Annotated in this window: 13 protein-coding genes; 7 read left to right on the top strand and 6 right to left on the bottom strand. The window is 64.3% G+C overall.

Going from position 1 to position 16725, the window contains the following annotated elements; translation table 11 throughout:
* The first annotated feature begins 32 nt into the window (after positions 1-32).
* Genes KF733_03740 through KF733_03725 form a run of 4 tightly spaced genes read left to right on the top strand, consistent with a single transcriptional unit; the run spans position 33 to position 5372 of the window.
* Complete coding sequence (locus KF733_03740) at positions 33-1574, top strand: hypothetical protein (GenBank protein QYK56598.1); 1542 nt, start codon at positions 33-35, stop codon at positions 1572-1574.
* An 11-nt stretch (positions 1575-1585) separates the two neighbouring features.
* A complete protein-coding gene (tatC, locus tag KF733_03735) occupies positions 1586-2392 on the top strand; it encodes a twin-arginine translocase subunit TatC (protein QYK56597.1) in 807 nt (268 codons plus the stop codon).
* A 2-nt stretch (positions 2393-2394) separates the two neighbouring features.
* Positions 2395-4602, top strand: a complete 2208-nt coding sequence (locus KF733_03730; protein ID QYK56596.1) for a DEAD/DEAH box helicase — start codon at positions 2395-2397, stop codon at positions 4600-4602.
* Between the two features lie 35 nt (positions 4603-4637).
* The gene (locus KF733_03725; protein ID QYK56595.1) at positions 4638-5372 is read left to right on the top strand and encodes a hypothetical protein; all 735 of its coding nucleotides are present in this window, start codon (positions 4638-4640) and stop codon (positions 5370-5372) included.
* Here KF733_03725 and KF733_03720 read toward each other — a convergent pair.
* Positions 5369-6199 carry a dienelactone hydrolase family protein gene (locus KF733_03720; protein QYK56594.1) on the bottom strand — a complete coding sequence of 277 codons (831 nt, stop codon included), beginning with the start codon at positions 6197-6199 and terminating at the stop codon, positions 5369-5371. The genes KF733_03725 and KF733_03720 overlap by 4 nt on opposite strands.
* 94 nt (positions 6200-6293) lie before the next feature.
* On the opposite strand from KF733_03720, the gene aroF reads away from it, so the two are divergent.
* Entirely contained in the window at positions 6294-7337 is a 1044-nt protein-coding gene (gene aroF / locus KF733_03715) for a 3-deoxy-7-phosphoheptulonate synthase (GenBank protein QYK56593.1), read from the top strand.
* A 113-nt stretch (positions 7338-7450) separates the two neighbouring features.
* Here aroF and KF733_03710 read toward each other — a convergent pair whose 3' ends face one another.
* On the bottom strand, positions 7451-8269 hold the full coding sequence (locus KF733_03710; GenBank protein ID QYK56592.1) for a hypothetical protein: 819 nt from the start codon (positions 8267-8269) through the stop codon (positions 7451-7453).
* Positions 8270-9015: 746 nt separating this feature from the next.
* Positions 9016-10539: a M28 family peptidase gene (locus KF733_03705; GenBank protein QYK56591.1), complete on the bottom strand. Its 1524-nt coding sequence runs from the start codon at positions 10537-10539 to the stop codon at positions 9016-9018.
* A 112-nt stretch (positions 10540-10651) separates the two neighbouring features.
* Between KF733_03705 and KF733_03700 the strand changes: the two genes are divergently transcribed.
* Entirely contained in the window at positions 10652-11689 is a 1038-nt protein-coding gene (locus KF733_03700) for a hypothetical protein (protein QYK56590.1), read from the top strand.
* 75 nt (positions 11690-11764) lie between these two features.
* Entirely contained in the window at positions 11765-13426 is a 1662-nt protein-coding gene (locus tag KF733_03695; protein ID QYK56589.1) for a hypothetical protein, read from the top strand.
* Positions 13427-13515: 89 nt separating this feature from the next.
* On the opposite strand, the gene KF733_03690 is transcribed toward KF733_03695, so the two are convergent.
* The 3 genes from KF733_03690 to KF733_03680 form a co-directional block, all read right to left on the bottom strand.
* Positions 13516-15006, bottom strand: a complete 1491-nt coding sequence (locus KF733_03690) for a glutamine synthetase (GenBank protein ID QYK56588.1) — start codon at positions 15004-15006, stop codon at positions 13516-13518.
* Between the two features lie 88 nt (positions 15007-15094).
* Entirely contained in the window at positions 15095-15811 is a 717-nt protein-coding gene (locus tag KF733_03685) for a DUF4397 domain-containing protein (GenBank protein ID QYK56587.1), read from the bottom strand.
* A gap of 40 nt (positions 15812-15851) precedes the next feature.
* Positions 15852-16703 carry a bifunctional 5,10-methylenetetrahydrofolate dehydrogenase/5,10-methenyltetrahydrofolate cyclohydrolase gene (locus KF733_03680; protein QYK56586.1) on the bottom strand — a complete coding sequence of 284 codons (852 nt, stop codon included), beginning with the start codon at positions 16701-16703 and terminating at the stop codon, positions 15852-15854.
* Positions 16704-16725: the final 22 nt, after the last annotated feature.

Below are 16725 nucleotides of genomic sequence, written 5' to 3'. Positions count from 1 at the left end.
TGGGTCAGCACGCAATGAGAAGAACTCTAGCCTTGAGCATCCTCCTAGCCGCCGCAGCCGGCTCCCTTGCCCAGGGGACGTTCACAATCCGGCGGCCCCTCGAGAATTCCACCGTCCGCGAGGTCATAAAGATCCGCGTCCCGAAGACGGGCATTCCTGAGGGCGGCTATATCGGCGTCTACGTCGACGACCTTTCCGACGGCAAGCGCGAGTCCAAGTTCCTTGAGGCGGCGATGCCGGCCCTCGACGGCGGCGACTACGTCTACGACCTCGATTCCCAGGCCCGCGGCTTGACCGACGGCCCTTGGCGCATCGAGCTCGTGCTCTTCCGCGACGCCAACGGCAAGCCGCAGGTGATCGACCGGTCTAGTGTGGACGTGGTCGTGGACAACCACAAGAGCATCAAGGTCCCCGCCCAGGGCCTCACCCTCCGCTACAAATTTGCCCCGGGCACGAACCGGACTTACAAGTTCACGGTGACCCAGTCCACCGCGATGGTCTCGCAGGCGCAGGCCCGCCTCGGCAGCCGTGCGGCCGGCACCATCGAGCAACAACAGGAGTTTCGTATCAACTACGGGATCGACCAGTCCTACCTTAGCGGTACCGAGGGCCTTGTCCGCATCCAGGGCCTTGCCGACAAAGGAAAGGACTACGCGACCGTCATCCTTCCTGGCCAGCAGAGCGCCACGAAGCTGCCTGACTATCGCTTGACGCCGGTCTACATGCGCATCACGAACACCGGCCGCGAAGTCTTCAGCTCGATCCCGGCCTACTTTGGGATCGAGGGCCAGTCGGCAAGCGTCGGCGGCATGGAGTACACCATGATCGCCCCGCTCCCGGTCCTTCCCTCGAAGCCCGTCAAGCCCGGCGACGTCTGGCAGGGCACCTACCTCTTCACCGCCGAAGACCTGCGCTCGCAGGACATCCACATGAAGGAGAAGATCACGCGGAACGTTCCGGCCCGCGGAACCTTCCAGGAAGTAGTGTGGTACCAAGGCCTGCCCTGCGCCAAGCTGGTCACGACCGTCGCCCTCGGCGAATCGGACCTGGTCAACGTTCAGAACCTGCGCCAGGTCGAGGGCAAGGCCACCAAGATTGAGCTGACGGAAACAACGTATTTCGCGCTCGACCGGGGTGCGGTCGTCCGCATCGAGTCCAAGCTGGTCCAGGAAGCCCTTGTCGAAACCGCCGCGCCGCTCGCCCAGTCGAGCACAAGCGGCGTGGGAGGAGGAGGCGGAGGAGGCCTAGGCAACCCGGCCGGTGGCGGTGAAGCCACGTTCCGGCGCAAGCAGGGCGGTGCCGCCGGCACCAGCGCTTCGGCGAACTGGGCCTCGCCGTTCGGAGCGCCCGGCATCCGCGGCGGCTCGTTCGCCCCGGGCGACGAAGAGACCCTGAACCAGCAGCGACGCCGAGGCGGCGCGGCCGGCTTCCAGGATCCGGACAGCGATGACCAAGGCGACAACCCCGGCCCGCGCGGCCAGTTCGGCCAGAACCCCGGCTTCGGCGGTGGGGGCGGTGGTCAGAAAATGATCCTTCGCATCACGGCCCAGTGGGTCGCTGAACTCGAGCGGTAAACACACGGCCGATGTGGCCATACATCTTCTCCGGGTTTCGCCGAAGGGTCGAAGACCCGGAGGAGTTCCGTGCGACTCTCGGCGAACACCTGGAAGAGTTTAGAACCCGGGTCCTCCGGGTTCTTGGCGTGTTTGTCGTGGCGGCCACCATCGGGTGGTTCATCGAGATGCCGCTCTATAAGCTGCTGAACGAGACGGCGCGCGCCGGGCTGCCGTCCACCCTCGATTACAAAGAACCGTTTAACACGATCACGCAGCCCTTCCTGCTCCAGCTGAAGCTTGCCGCTTACATCGGACTCGCCATGTCCTTGCCCTACGCGGTCTATGAACTCTGGGGGTTCGTCAGCCCCGGGCTCAAGCCCAGCGAGAGACGGCCCGTCAAGTTCTTGGCGCCCTTCAGCGCGAGCCTCTTCTTCGTCGGGTGCTATCTCGGATGGCTCTCGATCCCTGCCGCCTTTGGCTGGTTCGCGGGGTTCTTTGAATCCTTCCCCGGTACCTCGCTCTATCAGGAGCCCGGCTCGCTGGTCTTCCTCGTCGTGAAGATCGTCCTCTCGTTCGGCATCGGCTTCCAGCTCCCGGTCGTGACGTTCCTTCTCGCCAAGCTGGGCCTCATCACGCCGAACATGATCGCCCAATACTGGCGTCAGGCGGTGGTGACGATCTTCTTCCTCGCAGCCGCCATCACGCCGACGGGGGACCCCTTCACAATGCTGATCATGGCCCTGCCCCTCACCATCCTCTTCTTCGGGTCGTTGATGGTCGTGAAGCTGACGACCAAGCAAGAGCTGCGCGACCCCGCGCTCGACAGCCTGGACTGACGATGGACGGCGCGCCCGTCGTCAGGCGGCTTTTCGGACACCGCCAAGTCGAGCTCCGCGAGTTCCCCGCGGTCCGCGGCGAGTTCACAGACCTCCCGGAGCAGTTGCACCCGGAGCTCCAGAAGGCCCTCTCCAGATTCGGCGTGGAGCGCCTCTATTCCCACCAGACGCAGGCGTTCGAAGTCGCCTCCCAGAACCGGGACGTGGCCGTCGTCACCTCGACCGCGAGCGGCAAGTCGCTCTGCTACAACCTCCCGATCCTCCAAGCCTGCCTCACCGAGCCCGCCGCACGGGCGCTTTACCTGTTCCCCACCAAGGCCCTTGCCCAAGACCAAGCCCAGAAGCTGGAGGCCCTCGCTCCCCCTTCGATCCGAGTGGCCACGTACGACGGCGACACGCCCTATGGATCCCGGTCGGCCATCCGTCGCAACGCGCACTTACTCCTCACCAACCCCGACATGCTGCACGTCGGCATCCTGCCGCAATACGGCTACTGGCGCAAGTTTCTCCAAGCCCTGCGCTACATCGTCGTGGACGAGATGCACGCCTATCGCGGCGTCTTCGGGGCGCACGTGGGCGGGGTCCTGCGGCGCTTGCGGCGGCTCTGTGCCTGGCACAACGCAGACCCCACGATCATCGCCTGCAGCGCGACCATCGCCAACCCAGCCGAGCTCTTTGAGGCCCTGACGGGCAAGACCCCGACCGTGGTGGACCGGGACGGGGCGCCACGCGGAGCCCGCACCGTCCTGCTGGTCGACGCCCCCGCCGAGGACGAACCCTCCAGCCCGAACCGCGACACTGCGAACCTGCTCGCCGAGTTCGCGGCCCACCGCGTTCGAACAATGGTCTTCTGCCGGGCCAGGGTCACGACCGAGCTCGTCCTGCGGCGCGCCCGCTCGGAGCTCGAGCGTCAGCACGCAGACCCCGCCCAGATCGATAGCTACCGGGGCGGCTATACGCCCGCCGAACGGCGGCAGATCGAAGGCGCGCTTTTTTCCGGGAGACTGACAGGGCTCGTCTCCACGAACGCGATGGAGCTTGGCGTGGACGTCGGCGGCCTGGACGCGGTGCTCATGAACGGTTACCCGGGCAGCCTCAGCAGCTTCTGGCAGCAGACTGGCCGCGCGGGCCGCGGCGGCAGGGCCGGCCTGGCCGTGATGCTCGCCCATCCCGAGCCGCTCGAGCAGTTCTTGGTGCGAGAGCCGGGCCTCGTCTTCGACCGGCCGGTCGAGAATGCGGTGGTCAACCCCGGCAACCCCTATGTGCTGGAAGCCCAGCTGAGATGCGCCGCCCATGAGCGCGCGCTCAGCCCCGGGGACCTCGCCATGTTCGGTCCCAACGCGCCAGCGGTGGCCGAGGCGATGCAGGAGGCGGGCGACCTTGTGGAATCCGCCGGCGCCCTTTACTACCCCTTCCACGACCCGCCCGCGCCAAAGGTGAACATTCGCGGCATCGATGGCGACACCGTCCGTTTACGGACGGCCGGCGGAGAACTCGGCCAGATGGAGCGGTGGCGGGCCAAGCAACAGGCCCACGAGGGGGCGGTCTACCTCCACCGGGGCGAGACCTACCGCGTGGTCTCTTTGGACCTCCACGCCCGCATCGCCGAGCTCGTGGCGGATAAGCCCGAGTACTTCACGACCCCCAATGTGCAGACCGTCGTCGAGCCCCGGGTCGAGTTGCAGACCGCCCCCGGCGTCCTGCTCCTTGGCATCACCGTCACGACCGCTGTCGTCGGCTACCTGATCCGCGCCTTGGACGGCGAAGCCGTTCTCAACGAGCACACTCTGGACCTGCCCCCGGAGACTTACGATTCGATCGGGATTCGCTTCGACCTCGCCTCCCTCGTCGGTGAGGAGCACTTCGGCACCATCCACGCCGTCGAGCATGCCCTGACGGCCGTAGCCCCCCTCATCGCGGGGTGCGACCGGGGCGACCTCGGTAGCGCCTGGTACGTCGTATCCCCGGACACCATGGCCCCCGCCGTCTACGTCTTCGACTCGACCCCGGGCGGCACCGGGCTGTGCGAGAAGCTCTATGAAGTTCGGGACACCTGGCTCGAAGCCGCGAACCGGCTGCTTTCCACCTGCCCCTGCGAGGAGGGCTGCCCCGCCTGCGTGCTCAGCCCCCGCTGCGAGTCCGGAAACCAACTGTTGGACAAGGCGGGAGCCATCGCCTGGCTCCGCGCCCAGTCCCCTGGAGCCCGGTAGGAGGGCGGGCGGAGAAAACGCCCATAATCTTCTTTGTGGACCGTAAGTTTTACGTGCTCGACCCGGCCGGACCCCGCCGGGGGCCGTTCACGGTCGAAGAATTGAAGGCCGAGGTCGAAGCCGGCCAGGCGAAGGAGGACGACCGCGTCGAAGACGCCGACGACGGCCTCCAAATGGACTTGCGGGACGCGATCGGCCCCTATGCCTTTCAAGCGGCCGCGAAGCCTGCGGCCAAACCCGCCAGCCAAAGTGTCGCCCTGGTCGCCGTGGTCGGTGGCGTCGTCGTGGTGGCGACGGTGCTCTTGGGGGCGGTCCTCTTCCCCGTATTCGCCGCGGCCCGGATCGCGGCCGCCCAAACCCAGGAGCTCACCGAACTTTTCCAGTTGGAGCGCGGCCTTTCAGTCTATGTGGCGGACTTCGACGACCGCTACCCCCCGCGGATGGAGTCGGTCTCCGCAACGTTCCCCTATGTCAAGTCCTATGTCCAAGGCATGAAGGAGCCGCCGAAGACCAAGAACCCGGACGGCGGCGATATCCTCGGAAACCCTGAGCTGGACAGCCTCGCCATTGCCCAGATTTCGGCGCCCCAGCTCACCATGAAGTTCTACGACTCCATGCCGTGGCCGAACAAGCTCCGCTGCGTCACGCTGGCAGACGGTTCCGTTCGCAAAGTGGCGGACACCGCCGTGAAGGGAGCCCTCTCTAAGAAGAGCCGCATGTTCGCGCCGGGCGACCTGCCAGCCCCCGGCGAACCGGCGACAAGCGACTAGCCCCTCAAGTGTTCTTTGAAGAAGGCGAGCGTCTTCGCCCGGGCGTCCTTCGCCGCCTCGTCGTCGTGGCTGTCTGAACTCGGGTTGGCGAACGCGTGGTCCGCGGTGTACTCGGCCACGGTCAGCTCCTTGCCCGCCTGCCGCATCGCCGCCACGAAGCCGTCCTTCATCTCCGCGTTGATCCACTTATCTTTGTTCGGCCAGACGAAGAGCACCGGCGCTTTGAGCTTGGCGAGCTCGCCTTGGTCCATGACCGGCGCCCCATAATAGATGACGCAGGCGTCGACCCGGTCGCCGCCCAGGATCGCGGCCCGGTGCGACCAGCCGCCGCCGAAGCAGAAGCCGATCGTGCCGATGCTGGCGTCCTTGGCAAGCTTCCCGTCCGTCAGGGCGTCCAGGGCGGCGCGGACCACGGCCGTCGCTCGATCCTCCTTCACCTCACCCATGTACTTGCCCGCGTCATCGCGGTTCTTGGCGACGCGCCCCTCGTAGAGGTCGACGGCCAAGACCGCGTAGCCCTCGTCTGCGAAGGCGTCGGCCGATTCTTTGATGTAATCGTTCAGGCCCCACCACTCGTGGACCATGACGATCGCCTTGTCGGGGTCCTCACCCGGCGTCACCCAATAGGCCACCGACTTCTCTCCGCCCGGCACGGCGATCTCCACCATCTCGCCCTTGTGCGGCCCGGAAGGGGTCTCGCGCAAGGTATGGGCGGCGTGGAAGTCTTTATCGTTCGCGAACTGCTCCATTCCTTGATTTTGCTGGGGCTGGCACCCGGTCCCCAAGAAGAAAGCGCTGGTCAACGAAATCGCAAGCAAGCGGCTCATGGATCCTTATACGACGCCGACCCTGGTACGGTCGCGGGGCGGGCGCGCCGCCAGGCCCGGGGAGGCGGCACCGGCTCGGTATCCTTGCGCTCGAATGATCATCGTCATGAAGTTCGGCGCGACCCAAGACCAGGTCGAGGCGGTCTGTTCGGTGATCAAGGAGCGGGGGTTCGACCCCCTGCCGCTCCCGGGTGAAGACCGGGTGGCGGTCGGCATTCCGGCGGCGCTCACCCCCGACGAGCGGATCGGCATGGAGGCGGCGCTGGCGACCCTGGAGGGGGTCAGCAAGGTCACCCAGACGACCAGTCCCTACAAGCTCGCCTCGCGGGAGTTCACGCCAAAACCGACGACCGTGAGGGCGAAGGACGTGGCGGTCGGCCCCGGCCACTTCGTGGTCTTCGGCGGCCCCTGCTCGGTGGAGAGCTATGAGCAGTTCCGCGCGGCGGCGGACCTGGTGAAGGAGACCGGCGGCCAAGTGCTGCGCGGCGGCGCCTTCAAACCCCGCACCTCGCCTTACTCCTTCCAGGGCTTGCACGAAGAGGGGCTGAAGATCATCAAGCAGGTGGCGGACGAAACGGGTCTGGCGACCGTCAGCGAGGTGATGAGTGCGGACATGGTGGAGACCGTCGCCTCGTACGTCGACATGCTGCAGATCGGGGCGCGGTCCATGCAGAACTTCCCGCTTCTCATCGAAGCGGGGCGGAGCAAGAAGCCGGTCTTCCTCAAGCGCGGCCCCAGCGCCACGATCGACGAGTTCCTCCTCGCGGCCGAGTACGTCCTGAACCAGGGCAACGACCAGGTCATCCTCTGCGAGCGGGGGGTGATGCCCATCGACCGCACCTACACGCGCAACACGCTCGACCTCTCCTCGGTGCCCGTCCTCAAGGAGCACAGCCACCTTCCCGTCGTGGTCGACCCCTCCCACGGCACCGGCGTCGCCCGCTACGTCGCCCCGATGTCGCGCGCCGCGGTCGCCGCAGGGGCGGACGGCGTGATGGTGGAGATGCACCCGAACCCCAAGGTCGCCCTCAGCGACGGCTCCCAAGCCCTCGACCCCTCCCAGTACCGGGCGCTGATGGCAGACTTGGGGCGGATCGCGGCGTTCATGGGTCTGGCGATGCCGAACGTTGTGCCCTGACGCGCCGCCTGTCTTTTGCCGCCCTGCAACGCTTCAGAACCGGGCGATTGGCTCGAGCGGAATCGCGATAGCTGGCCAAGCGATTCTTCGCTCAGCGACAACAACCCTCCGTTTTAAGGCAACACGATGCTGGTCACCCCGGGCGCCTGGCCCTCGAAGGCCACAAAGATTTGCAGTGCAAGTTCGTTTCTGACAATGACCGAACTCTGTAAAAACTCGAACGCCTCAGTCTCCGTTGCAAACCCCCACTCCTTAAAGTTCCCCTGCGCTTCAGCCAGTAAAAGTTCTTGGGTTTGCGAAGGGAGCGAGCCAAACGGATCTTGGGGCTGGCCCCCGGGCGAAGACCAGCCACGGGCAGCGGACAACTCAGCCACACAGTCTGCCTTAGCGCGTTCGTAATCCTTGGTCCACTCTGACGAGATTGCCGCCAACTTCTCCAACAAGGCCGCCGTCAAGGCCAACCTCTTCTCGCGAACCATAGCTCTATTGGAAGCGAAGTAGAGAGCTTGTAGCTGATTACCGTCTCGAAGTTGCAGCCAAGCTGGCAGTGTTGTTTGACGCTCGCCAGGTTCAAGCTTAGCGGCTTGTTGGGCTAATCGTTGGCGGTCGTCATTCGTCGGACGATTTGTCAGAGTCAACCGTACCTCCCGCTCTCCCCTTTTAAACTTCATTATTGACGCGGGGAGGACAGCAACGCTCATCTTGCTCCCATCATAGTGATGGCCTGGTCGGTGGTGGCTGCCGACCAAGAAATCTGCGACATCTTGCAGACTCTTAGGCAGGGCTGACCGGCTCAGGACAGCGTTCTCCGGCTTAGCAACGCGAAAAGACCGCAAGTCGTCCAGCAACTGTGCGCGGTCCTTCTGAAGGACGAGGTCAGGCGCAGCGACGAGCAATGATCCAGATTCCTGCACGACGAGGCAGTCGTTCAAGGGCTCTGAATTCTGCCGGCCAGCCGCTAGCCTGGCGAACACGCTTTTGCTGAAGTCGACCGGTATGGGCGACGCCGACACAAGCAGGATATCTGGTGGTGTGGATAGGAGTCCGTTCAGCAGGAGAAGCGTGAGGCAATGCATAACTCAGTCCGGTATTGCGCTGGTCAGCGATCGGTCGATCCGTCCATTTGTGTAGAGCGAAGCGTACCGCCGTATGGACACTTCGTCGTCCCCGCTAGCGACCCACTTCCAAATCTCGTGTCCAAACTCGTGATCCCAAAGGGCCCAGGTCTTAAGCGTCCAATACGGTAACACATTAATGCTGTTGAACTCTCTGGAAGCCTGGACTTGATTCGATACAAGCGGCTTAAGCCAATCGGGCCAAACCGGCGGATTCTCCGTTACTGAGCCCTCCTTAATGTACGCTTGAGTGTTGGTTGCGGTATGTGCGGCGACAACGACCGTGGCACCTGTGTCGTTATAAAAGATTTGGAAGACTATCTGAACATCACTGTTTCTTGCATAGGAGGTGTGGTGGTGTGACCACGCCATTGTAAGAGCTAGGAGTTCTATAAACACATAGCGTGTTAACGCGAATCGCCCACCGGACGTGGGCCTAACGGCCTACAGCGCCGCGGGATGCCGATCGACCGCACCTACACGCGAAAGCTTGTCATTTTCGGGGTGTGGGGGGGTGTACGACACACCTATGGTCCCGTGGCCGGGTGGAGAGAGGGCTTTTCCTACCGGCCACCCTCGATCGGTTTATCGACCTTCGGCCGGTCTTTGCGGTTGCCAAGCTCTTTGGCAACCATCGCCACCGTCTGCGCCACGTCCGCCATCTTTACGAAGTCGATCTTCTCGACCTCGTCCGAGACCCGGTGGTAGTCCTCGTGGATGCCGCTGAAGAAGAACGCGACGGGGATGCCATACCGCGCATAGTTGTAGTGGTCGCTGCGGAAGTAGATCCGCTCAGGATCGTCCGGCGCGTCGTAGGCCGTGTTCAAGGAAAGGTTGAACGTCTTTTTGTTAACGGCCCAGATCACGTCGCCGAGCTCGGTGCTCAGGCGGCGCGCACCCACCACGTGCACTTCGTTCCGCGCCGTGAGGCGCGGAAACTTCGGGTCTGGGTCGGGGCTCGTGCGGGACCGGCCGATCATGTCGATGTTCAGCTGGGCGACGATGTTCTCCCGCGGGAAAGGCGGGTTCTTCGTGAAGAAGTCCGAGCCCCAAAGCCCTCTCTCCTCGCCCGTGTGCCAAACGAAGACGACCGAGCGTTTGGGACGGTTCTCGGGCAAGCTCAAGACCCTCGCGATCTCGAGGAGCGACACCGTGCCGGAACCATCGTCGTCGGCCCCGTTGAAGACTCGGTCCTCGCCCTGGTTCGCCAGGCCCAAGTGGTCGTAGTGCGCGCCGATGGCGATGTATTCGCCCTTGAGCTGAGGATCGCGCCCCTCGATCACCGCCACCACGTTCTGCGTCCGGACGTCCGTGCCCGTCACTTTGATCTCAAGCCGGCCGTTGCCCAGTTTGGTGCCGGGCTTCATCTCGCCGTTTGCGGCGCCCTGCCCAAAGGCCGCGTCAGCCGCCGCCTGGGTCATCGTGACGGTCGGAATCGTCGCCCCTCCGGGTTCGCCCGGCGGACTCGCGCGGCGAGACTGCGTGGCCTGGCGATAGCTGGACTCAATGCTTGCGGCTCCGGGCAGCCGGTTGATCTGCACGATCGCCACGGCCCCGCGCTGGAGCGCCGCCTGGGCCGGGGCGACCGCGTCGGTTTGCGACCCTCGGCGAAGGGAGACGCCGTCCGGCGTCTGGCCGTTGACGACAGCGATCTTCCCCTTTATATCCACCCCTTGGTAGGGGTCGAGTCGCTGCGCGGGCACGACCCACCCGTTCCCCAAATAGACCATCTCGCCTTGCGCTGCCCCCTGGGTCGGACGCGGGGCATAGTCGGTGCCGGCCTGTAGCGCCTTCCCGTTCACCTCGAAGACCAAGGAGTCGGCCTCGACCCGTGGCTGGGAAAGCGGGATCGTCTGCCAGTAGGAGCCGCCCGGCAAGACCGACCTCAAACCCATGAGCTTGCACTGGGTCGCCAAGTAGAGCGCGGTCACGTCAAGGCCGCGGGAGGGCGTGTCGCGCCCCTCCATCAGATCGCTTGCCACGAACTCCAGGTGGTCGCGCAAGCGCTCCTGCGAGACTCTTGGGGGCGCCTGGGCGAGGGCGAGGCTGGCCAGGGCAAGGAAGGCGAGGTTGAGCGGGCGCGGCATCGTTGTTATATTAACGGGACCGGCCCCCCGAAATGTCTCCCGGTTTCGCTCGAAGGGCTTTCAGGTGACTTTGCCCGCACGAATGGGCCCGGTCTGGGAGTACAAACGGCTGATGGTCGGCCTCTTTTTGCCCTTTTATCTGGCGAGCCTCGTCTCTCCTCCGCCTGAGTACTGGTACCGGATGGTGGACTGCGGCGACCTTCCGGGCGGGCGGTGGGGGCCGCAGCGGGTCTACGGCATCGACGACCAGAACCGGATCGTCGGGGAGGCGAACCTCGTCGGGGTCGGGCGGAAGACGTTCCTCTGGAGCCCGGAGGACGGGTACAAGATCGTCGAGCCGAACGAGCCGTATTGGGATTGCTTTGGCTACGGGGTCCAGGAGGGCAGGGTCTGCGGCTACTACCAGAACACGGAGTCGTACATTTACGCCTATCGCTGGAGCAAGGCTAACGGGTTCGAGAAGCTCCCGCCCTTACCTGGCCACTTGAACTCTCGAGCGGCGGGGATCAACCGGCACGGCGACGTCGTCGGCTACTCCTTCAGCCTCACCGAGAACCAGGCCGTCGTCTGGAAGGCGGACGGCACCATCGTCGACCTCGGCGGCTACCCCGGCCTTCCCTATTCCCGCGGCACCGCCATCAACGACAATGGCCAGGCCGTCGGCGAGCTCGTGGACGGGCAGTGGGAGGACTGGGCGTTCTTCTACGAGCCCGGCAAGGGGATGCAACTCACCAAGCCGCCCGGGGCGTTCCGCCAGCCTTACCCCAACGCCATCAACTCGGCTGGAAACTCTGCGGGTGCGATGGGGCTGGGGCTGTCGATCTGGGCTTATTACAGAGACTACGGAGGGCTCTGGACTCCCATTCGCTACGACAGCCTTGGACTGGCGTTGGACGAGCGCAACGTGATGAGCGGGAAGTACAACGACCGTCCTTCTCACACAGCGACGTTCTTGTGGTCTCACCAAACGGGAATGGTCCGCATTCCCGACAAGGTCGTGGGCTGGGACGAGGGCCACCTCATGGAGCTAGCGTTCATCAACCGACGCGGGGCACTCGGCGTGACCTGGCTCCCCGCGGGCTCGGACACCGCCCGCTCGGCACTGCTCGTGCCGCTTCCGAAACGCTCGGCCGGCCAGTTCCTCCCGTAAGAATTTATGGAAACGCTTGACTCCCCGGTAAAAGCCCGGGCAGCGTCCAGGCGCAAGTCGCAATCGGCTTGCAGGATGACCCCATGCACAAAACGAAGACTCTGTGCGTCCTTCTCAGTATTCTTACTGGGGGGGGGCGTCCAAGCGCAAAGCGCGGCCCTTTATTCGCTCACTGAAAACTCCACCATCGGCGAGAGCTACGACCGCGCCGAGGCCGGTCGGCTCGCCCCGTCCGGCGGCAAGCTTGCCCTCCGCGTCTACAAATCGACCGGCGGCCAAGACAGTAAAGGCGCGTTCCTCAGCGGGACGACCGTCACGCTCCTCCCTCGGATCACCGGGGCGGACTACGCCGCCGCCCTCTCGACCAACGGCACCGCGTTCAGCGGGAGAGGGAACACCAGCACCGGGGGGGATGTCTCGGCCGCCTACTGGCCGGACTCATCGACCGTCTACACTACCCTTTTTCCAAACTCGCGCACGATTGGCTGGGCTAACGACATCAACCAGTCCGGACGCCTGGTCTTCCACGCCCAAGGGAGCTCTTCCCCCCAGCCTGTGCCCTATTGGCGCAACGAGTCTGGCGGGGGCGTGACCGCCCTCAATACCGCCGGCTACACCTACGGCAAGGCGAACGGCATCAACTCGTCGAACGTCATCGGGGGCGAGGTCTTCAGCAATAGCAACGCATCAGATCGCGTGCCCTGCTACTGGACATACAACTCTGGAATCTCTGACTACAACGCCCCGACCCAGCTCACGGGCTGGCCGAGCGGCCGCAGCGGCACCGTGATCGACGTGGGCGACAACGGCGTGCTCGTCGGCTACATGGACCCGGGGGTCTTCTCCTTTCAACTCGCCCAACCGTTCCGCTACACGGTCTCGACCGCAACGCTCGAGTTCATCGGCGAGCCCGGCCTCACCGGGATGCCGGCCCAGGCGAACGCGGACGGCAAGATCGTCGGCAACGGGCCGCACCCCTGGGTCTGGCTGCCTTCGGCCTCACCGTGGAACGGCGCCGTCCTCGACCTCAAGGCGTTCACCGACTTTGGGACAACCATCGCCCACACGCTGACCGGCATCGATGACACGAGCACCAACCCCGTTTTCGGCGGGAACAAGACGGACAACACTAAGGCCTTCGCCACCACCGCCGCTAGTACCTGGACCACCCGCTTGCCCCTGCGAGGATCGTCGGGCGAGGTCGTTACGGGAGTGAACATTTCCACATTAACTCCTTCATTAGGCACGAACGCGTCCGAGAACGACGAAGGGTCGCCCAAGTTTCCTGATGCGGAATTCGTGCGGTTCGATGGAGGCCCTGTGCCGACGGGAGAGGTCAGTGATAACTCCTACCTCGTCTTCATCGGAAAGTTCGGGGTCGAATCCAGCGCGAAGTCGAGTGCTACGGGCCTAGCTCTCAAATTGACCTCTCGAAGCACATTGCCGAGCAACCGCACGGAGATCCTTTACCTCTTGAAGGAGGTCGCCCCTCTTGAATTCGAGTGGGTACGCGTCACCCCGGAAGATGGCACTATCAGCCGTACCTTCCGGACTCTTGAAGCGGTGGTCGAGGGAGCGTCGGCGAGGGACTACATGATAGGCGTGAGCAGCCCAGATCCGGAAACCGAGCTCTACAACGTGTTCTTTAGAGTTGAGGTTCAAATCTCAACCACTCCGGGTGTCTGGCCCTCCAATTGGGACTGGGATGTAGACCAGTCAAGGGCGTACATCAAGTAATCCTAAGGGAAAAGCGATTGCCTCCCGCAGTCTATGTCGCGGGAGGCAAACCTTGCTCTTTCGACTACCAAGCCTACTAGTCAAGGCGCTTAGAAGTTCGACCAGAGGAACTGGTTCGTCACCTCGTGGTGGAAGTGGATCTCCGGCTCCTTGATCAACGTGCCCAGCTCGCGCGGGCAACGGTGGGCGACCGCCTCTTTCCGCTCGACGTACTTCGACTTCACCCCTTCGCCCAGGAGCCTGGTGACGTAGTCGCTCGACTTGAAGTGGCGGATTGCGTCGTAAATGTTGTCCGGCAGGAACCGGGTGCGCGTGCGGCGCGCTTCGGCCGTGATCTTCTCGGTCATCGGCCCTTCAAGCCCCGTCTTGATGAGGCAGTAGAGCGCCAAGTAAGGGTTCGCATCGGGCGCGACGGTGCGGACCTCGACCCGCGCTGACTTCTCGTTGCCCAGCGGGATCCGAACCATTGACGTGCGGTCGACCGCGGACGACTTGATCTGGTTCGGGGCCTCGTAGTTCGGGTCGAGCCGGCGATAGGCGTTGACCGAGGGGTTCAACACAAGGCAGAGGTCGTTCGCGCTGTTCAGCAGTCGGTCGATGAACCCCCAGCCGAACTTCGAAAGCTGGTCCTCGCCCTTCGCGTCGAACATCAGGTTCTTGCCGTTCTCGCTGATGGAGAGGTTCGTGTGCATGCCGCTGCCGTTGATGCCGGCCACCGGCTTGGGCAGGAAGCTCGCGGTGAGGCCCATCAAGGCGGCCACCTGTCGCGCGGTGAGCTTGTAAAGCTGGATCTGGTCCGCAGCCACCAGCGCCTCGGTGTAGGAGTAGTTCAGCTCGAACTGGCTCGGCGCGACCTCCGGATGGTCCTTCTCATTCTCGAATCCGAGGGCGCGCTGCGCCTCGGCCAAGCGGTCGATGAAGACCCGGAGCGGGTCCGAGGGGAGGCTGTGGAAATAGCCGCCCGTGTGGACGGTCGAGAAGCCCTGGGCGACGTCGAAGTTCTGCTCCGCGTTGCGGCCCTCGAAGAGGAAGCCCTCGCACTCGACGGCGGCGTTGGCGACCCGGTTCTGGACGGCAAGCTCGTCGCTCAGCGCCTTTAACCGGCTGCGCATGTCGCTCGGGTAAGGCATCCCGTCGCGGTCCTGGATCAGGCCGAAAGTGATGACCTTGCCGGGGCCGAAGACGTCGCTCGGCAGCCAGCGGAAACTGCCCCAGTCGATCGCCAGGCGCAGGTCCGACTCGCTCACGACGCTGAAGCCGCGGACGCTGGACCCGTCGAAGGTGAGGTTGTCCCACGCCTTCAGCAGGAACTTCTTGTCGTAGTCCAGCGAGTGGAACCGGCCTTCCAGGTCCGTGAAAAAGACGGTGACCGCCTTGATCCGGCGCTCGTCGGCGAGGTACTTCAGGTACCGCTCTTGGAGCTCCGTGTCCGGGGTCCGGGCCAATTGCAGAGCCTTGGCCTCTAGGTTGCGCTCCTCGAGTTCTTCGTACGGGATCTCAAGGAAGGTCTTCAGTTCACGAGGGCTGGTCAAGAGCTGCTTCGCGACTTCATGTGCCGCGCCGCCTGACGGATCAAGCATCTGCATAACTTAATTATGCACAGAATTAGCCCTGACATCGCAATGCCAGGGCTAATTTATCGATCAATTACCTGATCAGGGGGCTCAACTAGTTTCGGTCGGCCAGGATGATGGGCCGCGCCATTTCATTGACGTCGGGCCCGTCGACGAGTACCAGGGTCCGCTTCGACTTGTTGCCAAAGGTGACGTCGTCGCCCTGGCTGTCATAGAAGACGTTCGCCTTGCTTCCCGACTGCGTGACGATGATGCGACGGGTTCCCGTGTCGAACTGGCGGTACCCCGTCACGTCCCCGAAGTCCAGGTTCGTGAAGACGGGGTTGGTGCCGTTCTGGTTCTGGTTGGTGCGGTTGATGTAGAGGTCGGCGGGGGAGAGGTCCGTCGAGCCCGCGGAGTGGATCACGCGAACCTCGTACTTGTTCTCGTCCGGCTCGGAGCGGTCGTCGCTGAAGGTCCTCGCTTGCAGGGACGGTTCCCCACCGACGGGGTTCACGAACCCGCTGAAGACGATTGTGAACTCGTCTCCCGCGTTGACCGTCAGGTTGCGGGTCAGGACGATCGTGCTGGTGCCGGTCTGTCGGAGTTTGACCGTAACGGCGCCGCTATCGATGCCGAGGTACTGGGTGGCCGTGCGGAACCGGACATCGGAGGCGACGACGCGGTCGTTGACGAGGACGTCGAACCGCCCTCCGTCGACGACGGCATGGACAAAGCGGGCGACGCTCCCACTGCTGCCTCCGCAGCCCGAAAGCATCATGGAGACGAGAACCACGAAAAGGGTCAGGAACGAGAGCTTCTGGGCTCGCATAGCGTCCGGAGTATACGCCCGGCAAATCCCATAGGGTTCGTTATCGAGAAAGTTCGGCCGCCAAGACCGTGTTCCGAAGCAGAGAAGCCACCGTCATCGGGCCAACCCCGCCTGGGACCGGGGTGATCCAGGAGGCCACCGCCGCGCACTCCTCGAAGTGGCAGTCGCCCACGTCGTGGCTGCGGCCCTCCACCTTGTTGTATCCCGCGTCCACCACGACGGCACCGGGCTTGAGCCAGTCGCCGCGCACCATTTCCGCGCGGCCGACGGCCGCCACCAAGACGTCCGCCGTGCGGACCAGGTCGGGCAAATCGCGGGTCCGGGAGTGGGCGACGGTCACGGTCGCGTTCGCTTCGAGCAGCATGAGGGCGGCCGGCTTGCCGAGGATCACGCTGCGCCCGACCACGACCGCGTGCTTGCCTTCCAGGGAGACCCCGTGCGCGGCCAGGAGGATCGTGATGCCCAGGGGGGTGGCGCACCGGAAGCCGGGCAATCCCGCGAGCAAGCGCCCCAACGAGGTCGGGGTGATGCCGTCCACGTCCTTGTCCGGATCGAGCGCGGCCAGACACCGGTCCTCGTCGATGTGCTTCGGCAACGGGTGCTGAATGAGCACCCCGTGGACTTTGGGGTCGTGGTTCAACCGGTCGATCTGAGCCAGGACTTCGTCCGTGTTGCTCTCTGCGGTCACGTCGAAGGAGCCGCTCTCCATGCCTGCCTTCTCAGCCCAGTTCCGCTTCATGCGGACGTAAGCGAGGCTGGCAGGGTCTTGGGCCGCCACCACCGCCTCGATCCTCGGCACCACTCCCTGTGCTCGGAGCGCGGCTGTCCTCTCGGCCACTTCCTGTCGCACTGTATGGGAAAGGGCCTTACCGTCCAGGATCTGCGCCGCCATCGGCCCCCATTTTGCACGGCGG

It is taken from the genome of Fimbriimonadaceae bacterium (genome assembly GCA_019454125.1).
Taxonomy (GTDB): Bacteria; Armatimonadota; Fimbriimonadia; order Fimbriimonadales; family Fimbriimonadaceae; genus JALHNM01.
This window is presented reverse-complemented; position numbering and strand designations above follow the sequence as displayed.

Excerpts from the sequence above, each read along its gene's own strand:
- KF733_03720 (QYK56594.1), bottom strand. The coding sequence starts at position 6,199 with ATGAGCCGCTTGCTTGCGATTTCGTTGACCAGCGCTTTCTTCTTGGGG.
- KF733_03690 (QYK56588.1), bottom strand. The coding sequence starts at position 15,006 with ATGCTTGATCCGTCAGGCGGCGCGGCACATGAAGTCGCGAAGCAGCTC.
- aroF (QYK56593.1), top strand. The coding sequence starts at position 6,294 with ATGATCATCGTCATGAAGTTCGGCGCGACCCAAGACCAGGTCGAGGCG.
- KF733_03685 (QYK56587.1), bottom strand. The coding sequence starts at position 15,811 with ATGCGAGCCCAGAAGCTCTCGTTCCTGACCCTTTTCGTGGTTCTCGTC.
- KF733_03705 (QYK56591.1), bottom strand. The coding sequence starts at position 10,539 with ATGCCGCGCCCGCTCAACCTCGCCTTCCTTGCCCTGGCCAGCCTCGCC.
- KF733_03730 (QYK56596.1), top strand. The coding sequence starts at position 2,395 with ATGGACGGCGCGCCCGTCGTCAGGCGGCTTTTCGGACACCGCCAAGTC.
- KF733_03700 (QYK56590.1), top strand. The coding sequence starts at position 10,652 with ATGGTCGGCCTCTTTTTGCCCTTTTATCTGGCGAGCCTCGTCTCTCCT.
- tatC (QYK56597.1), top strand. The coding sequence starts at position 1,586 with ATGTGGCCATACATCTTCTCCGGGTTTCGCCGAAGGGTCGAAGACCCG.
- KF733_03695 (QYK56589.1), top strand. The coding sequence starts at position 11,765 with ATGACCCCATGCACAAAACGAAGACTCTGTGCGTCCTTCTCAGTATTC.
- KF733_03680 (QYK56586.1), bottom strand. The coding sequence starts at position 16,703 with ATGGCGGCGCAGATCCTGGACGGTAAGGCCCTTTCCCATACAGTGCGA.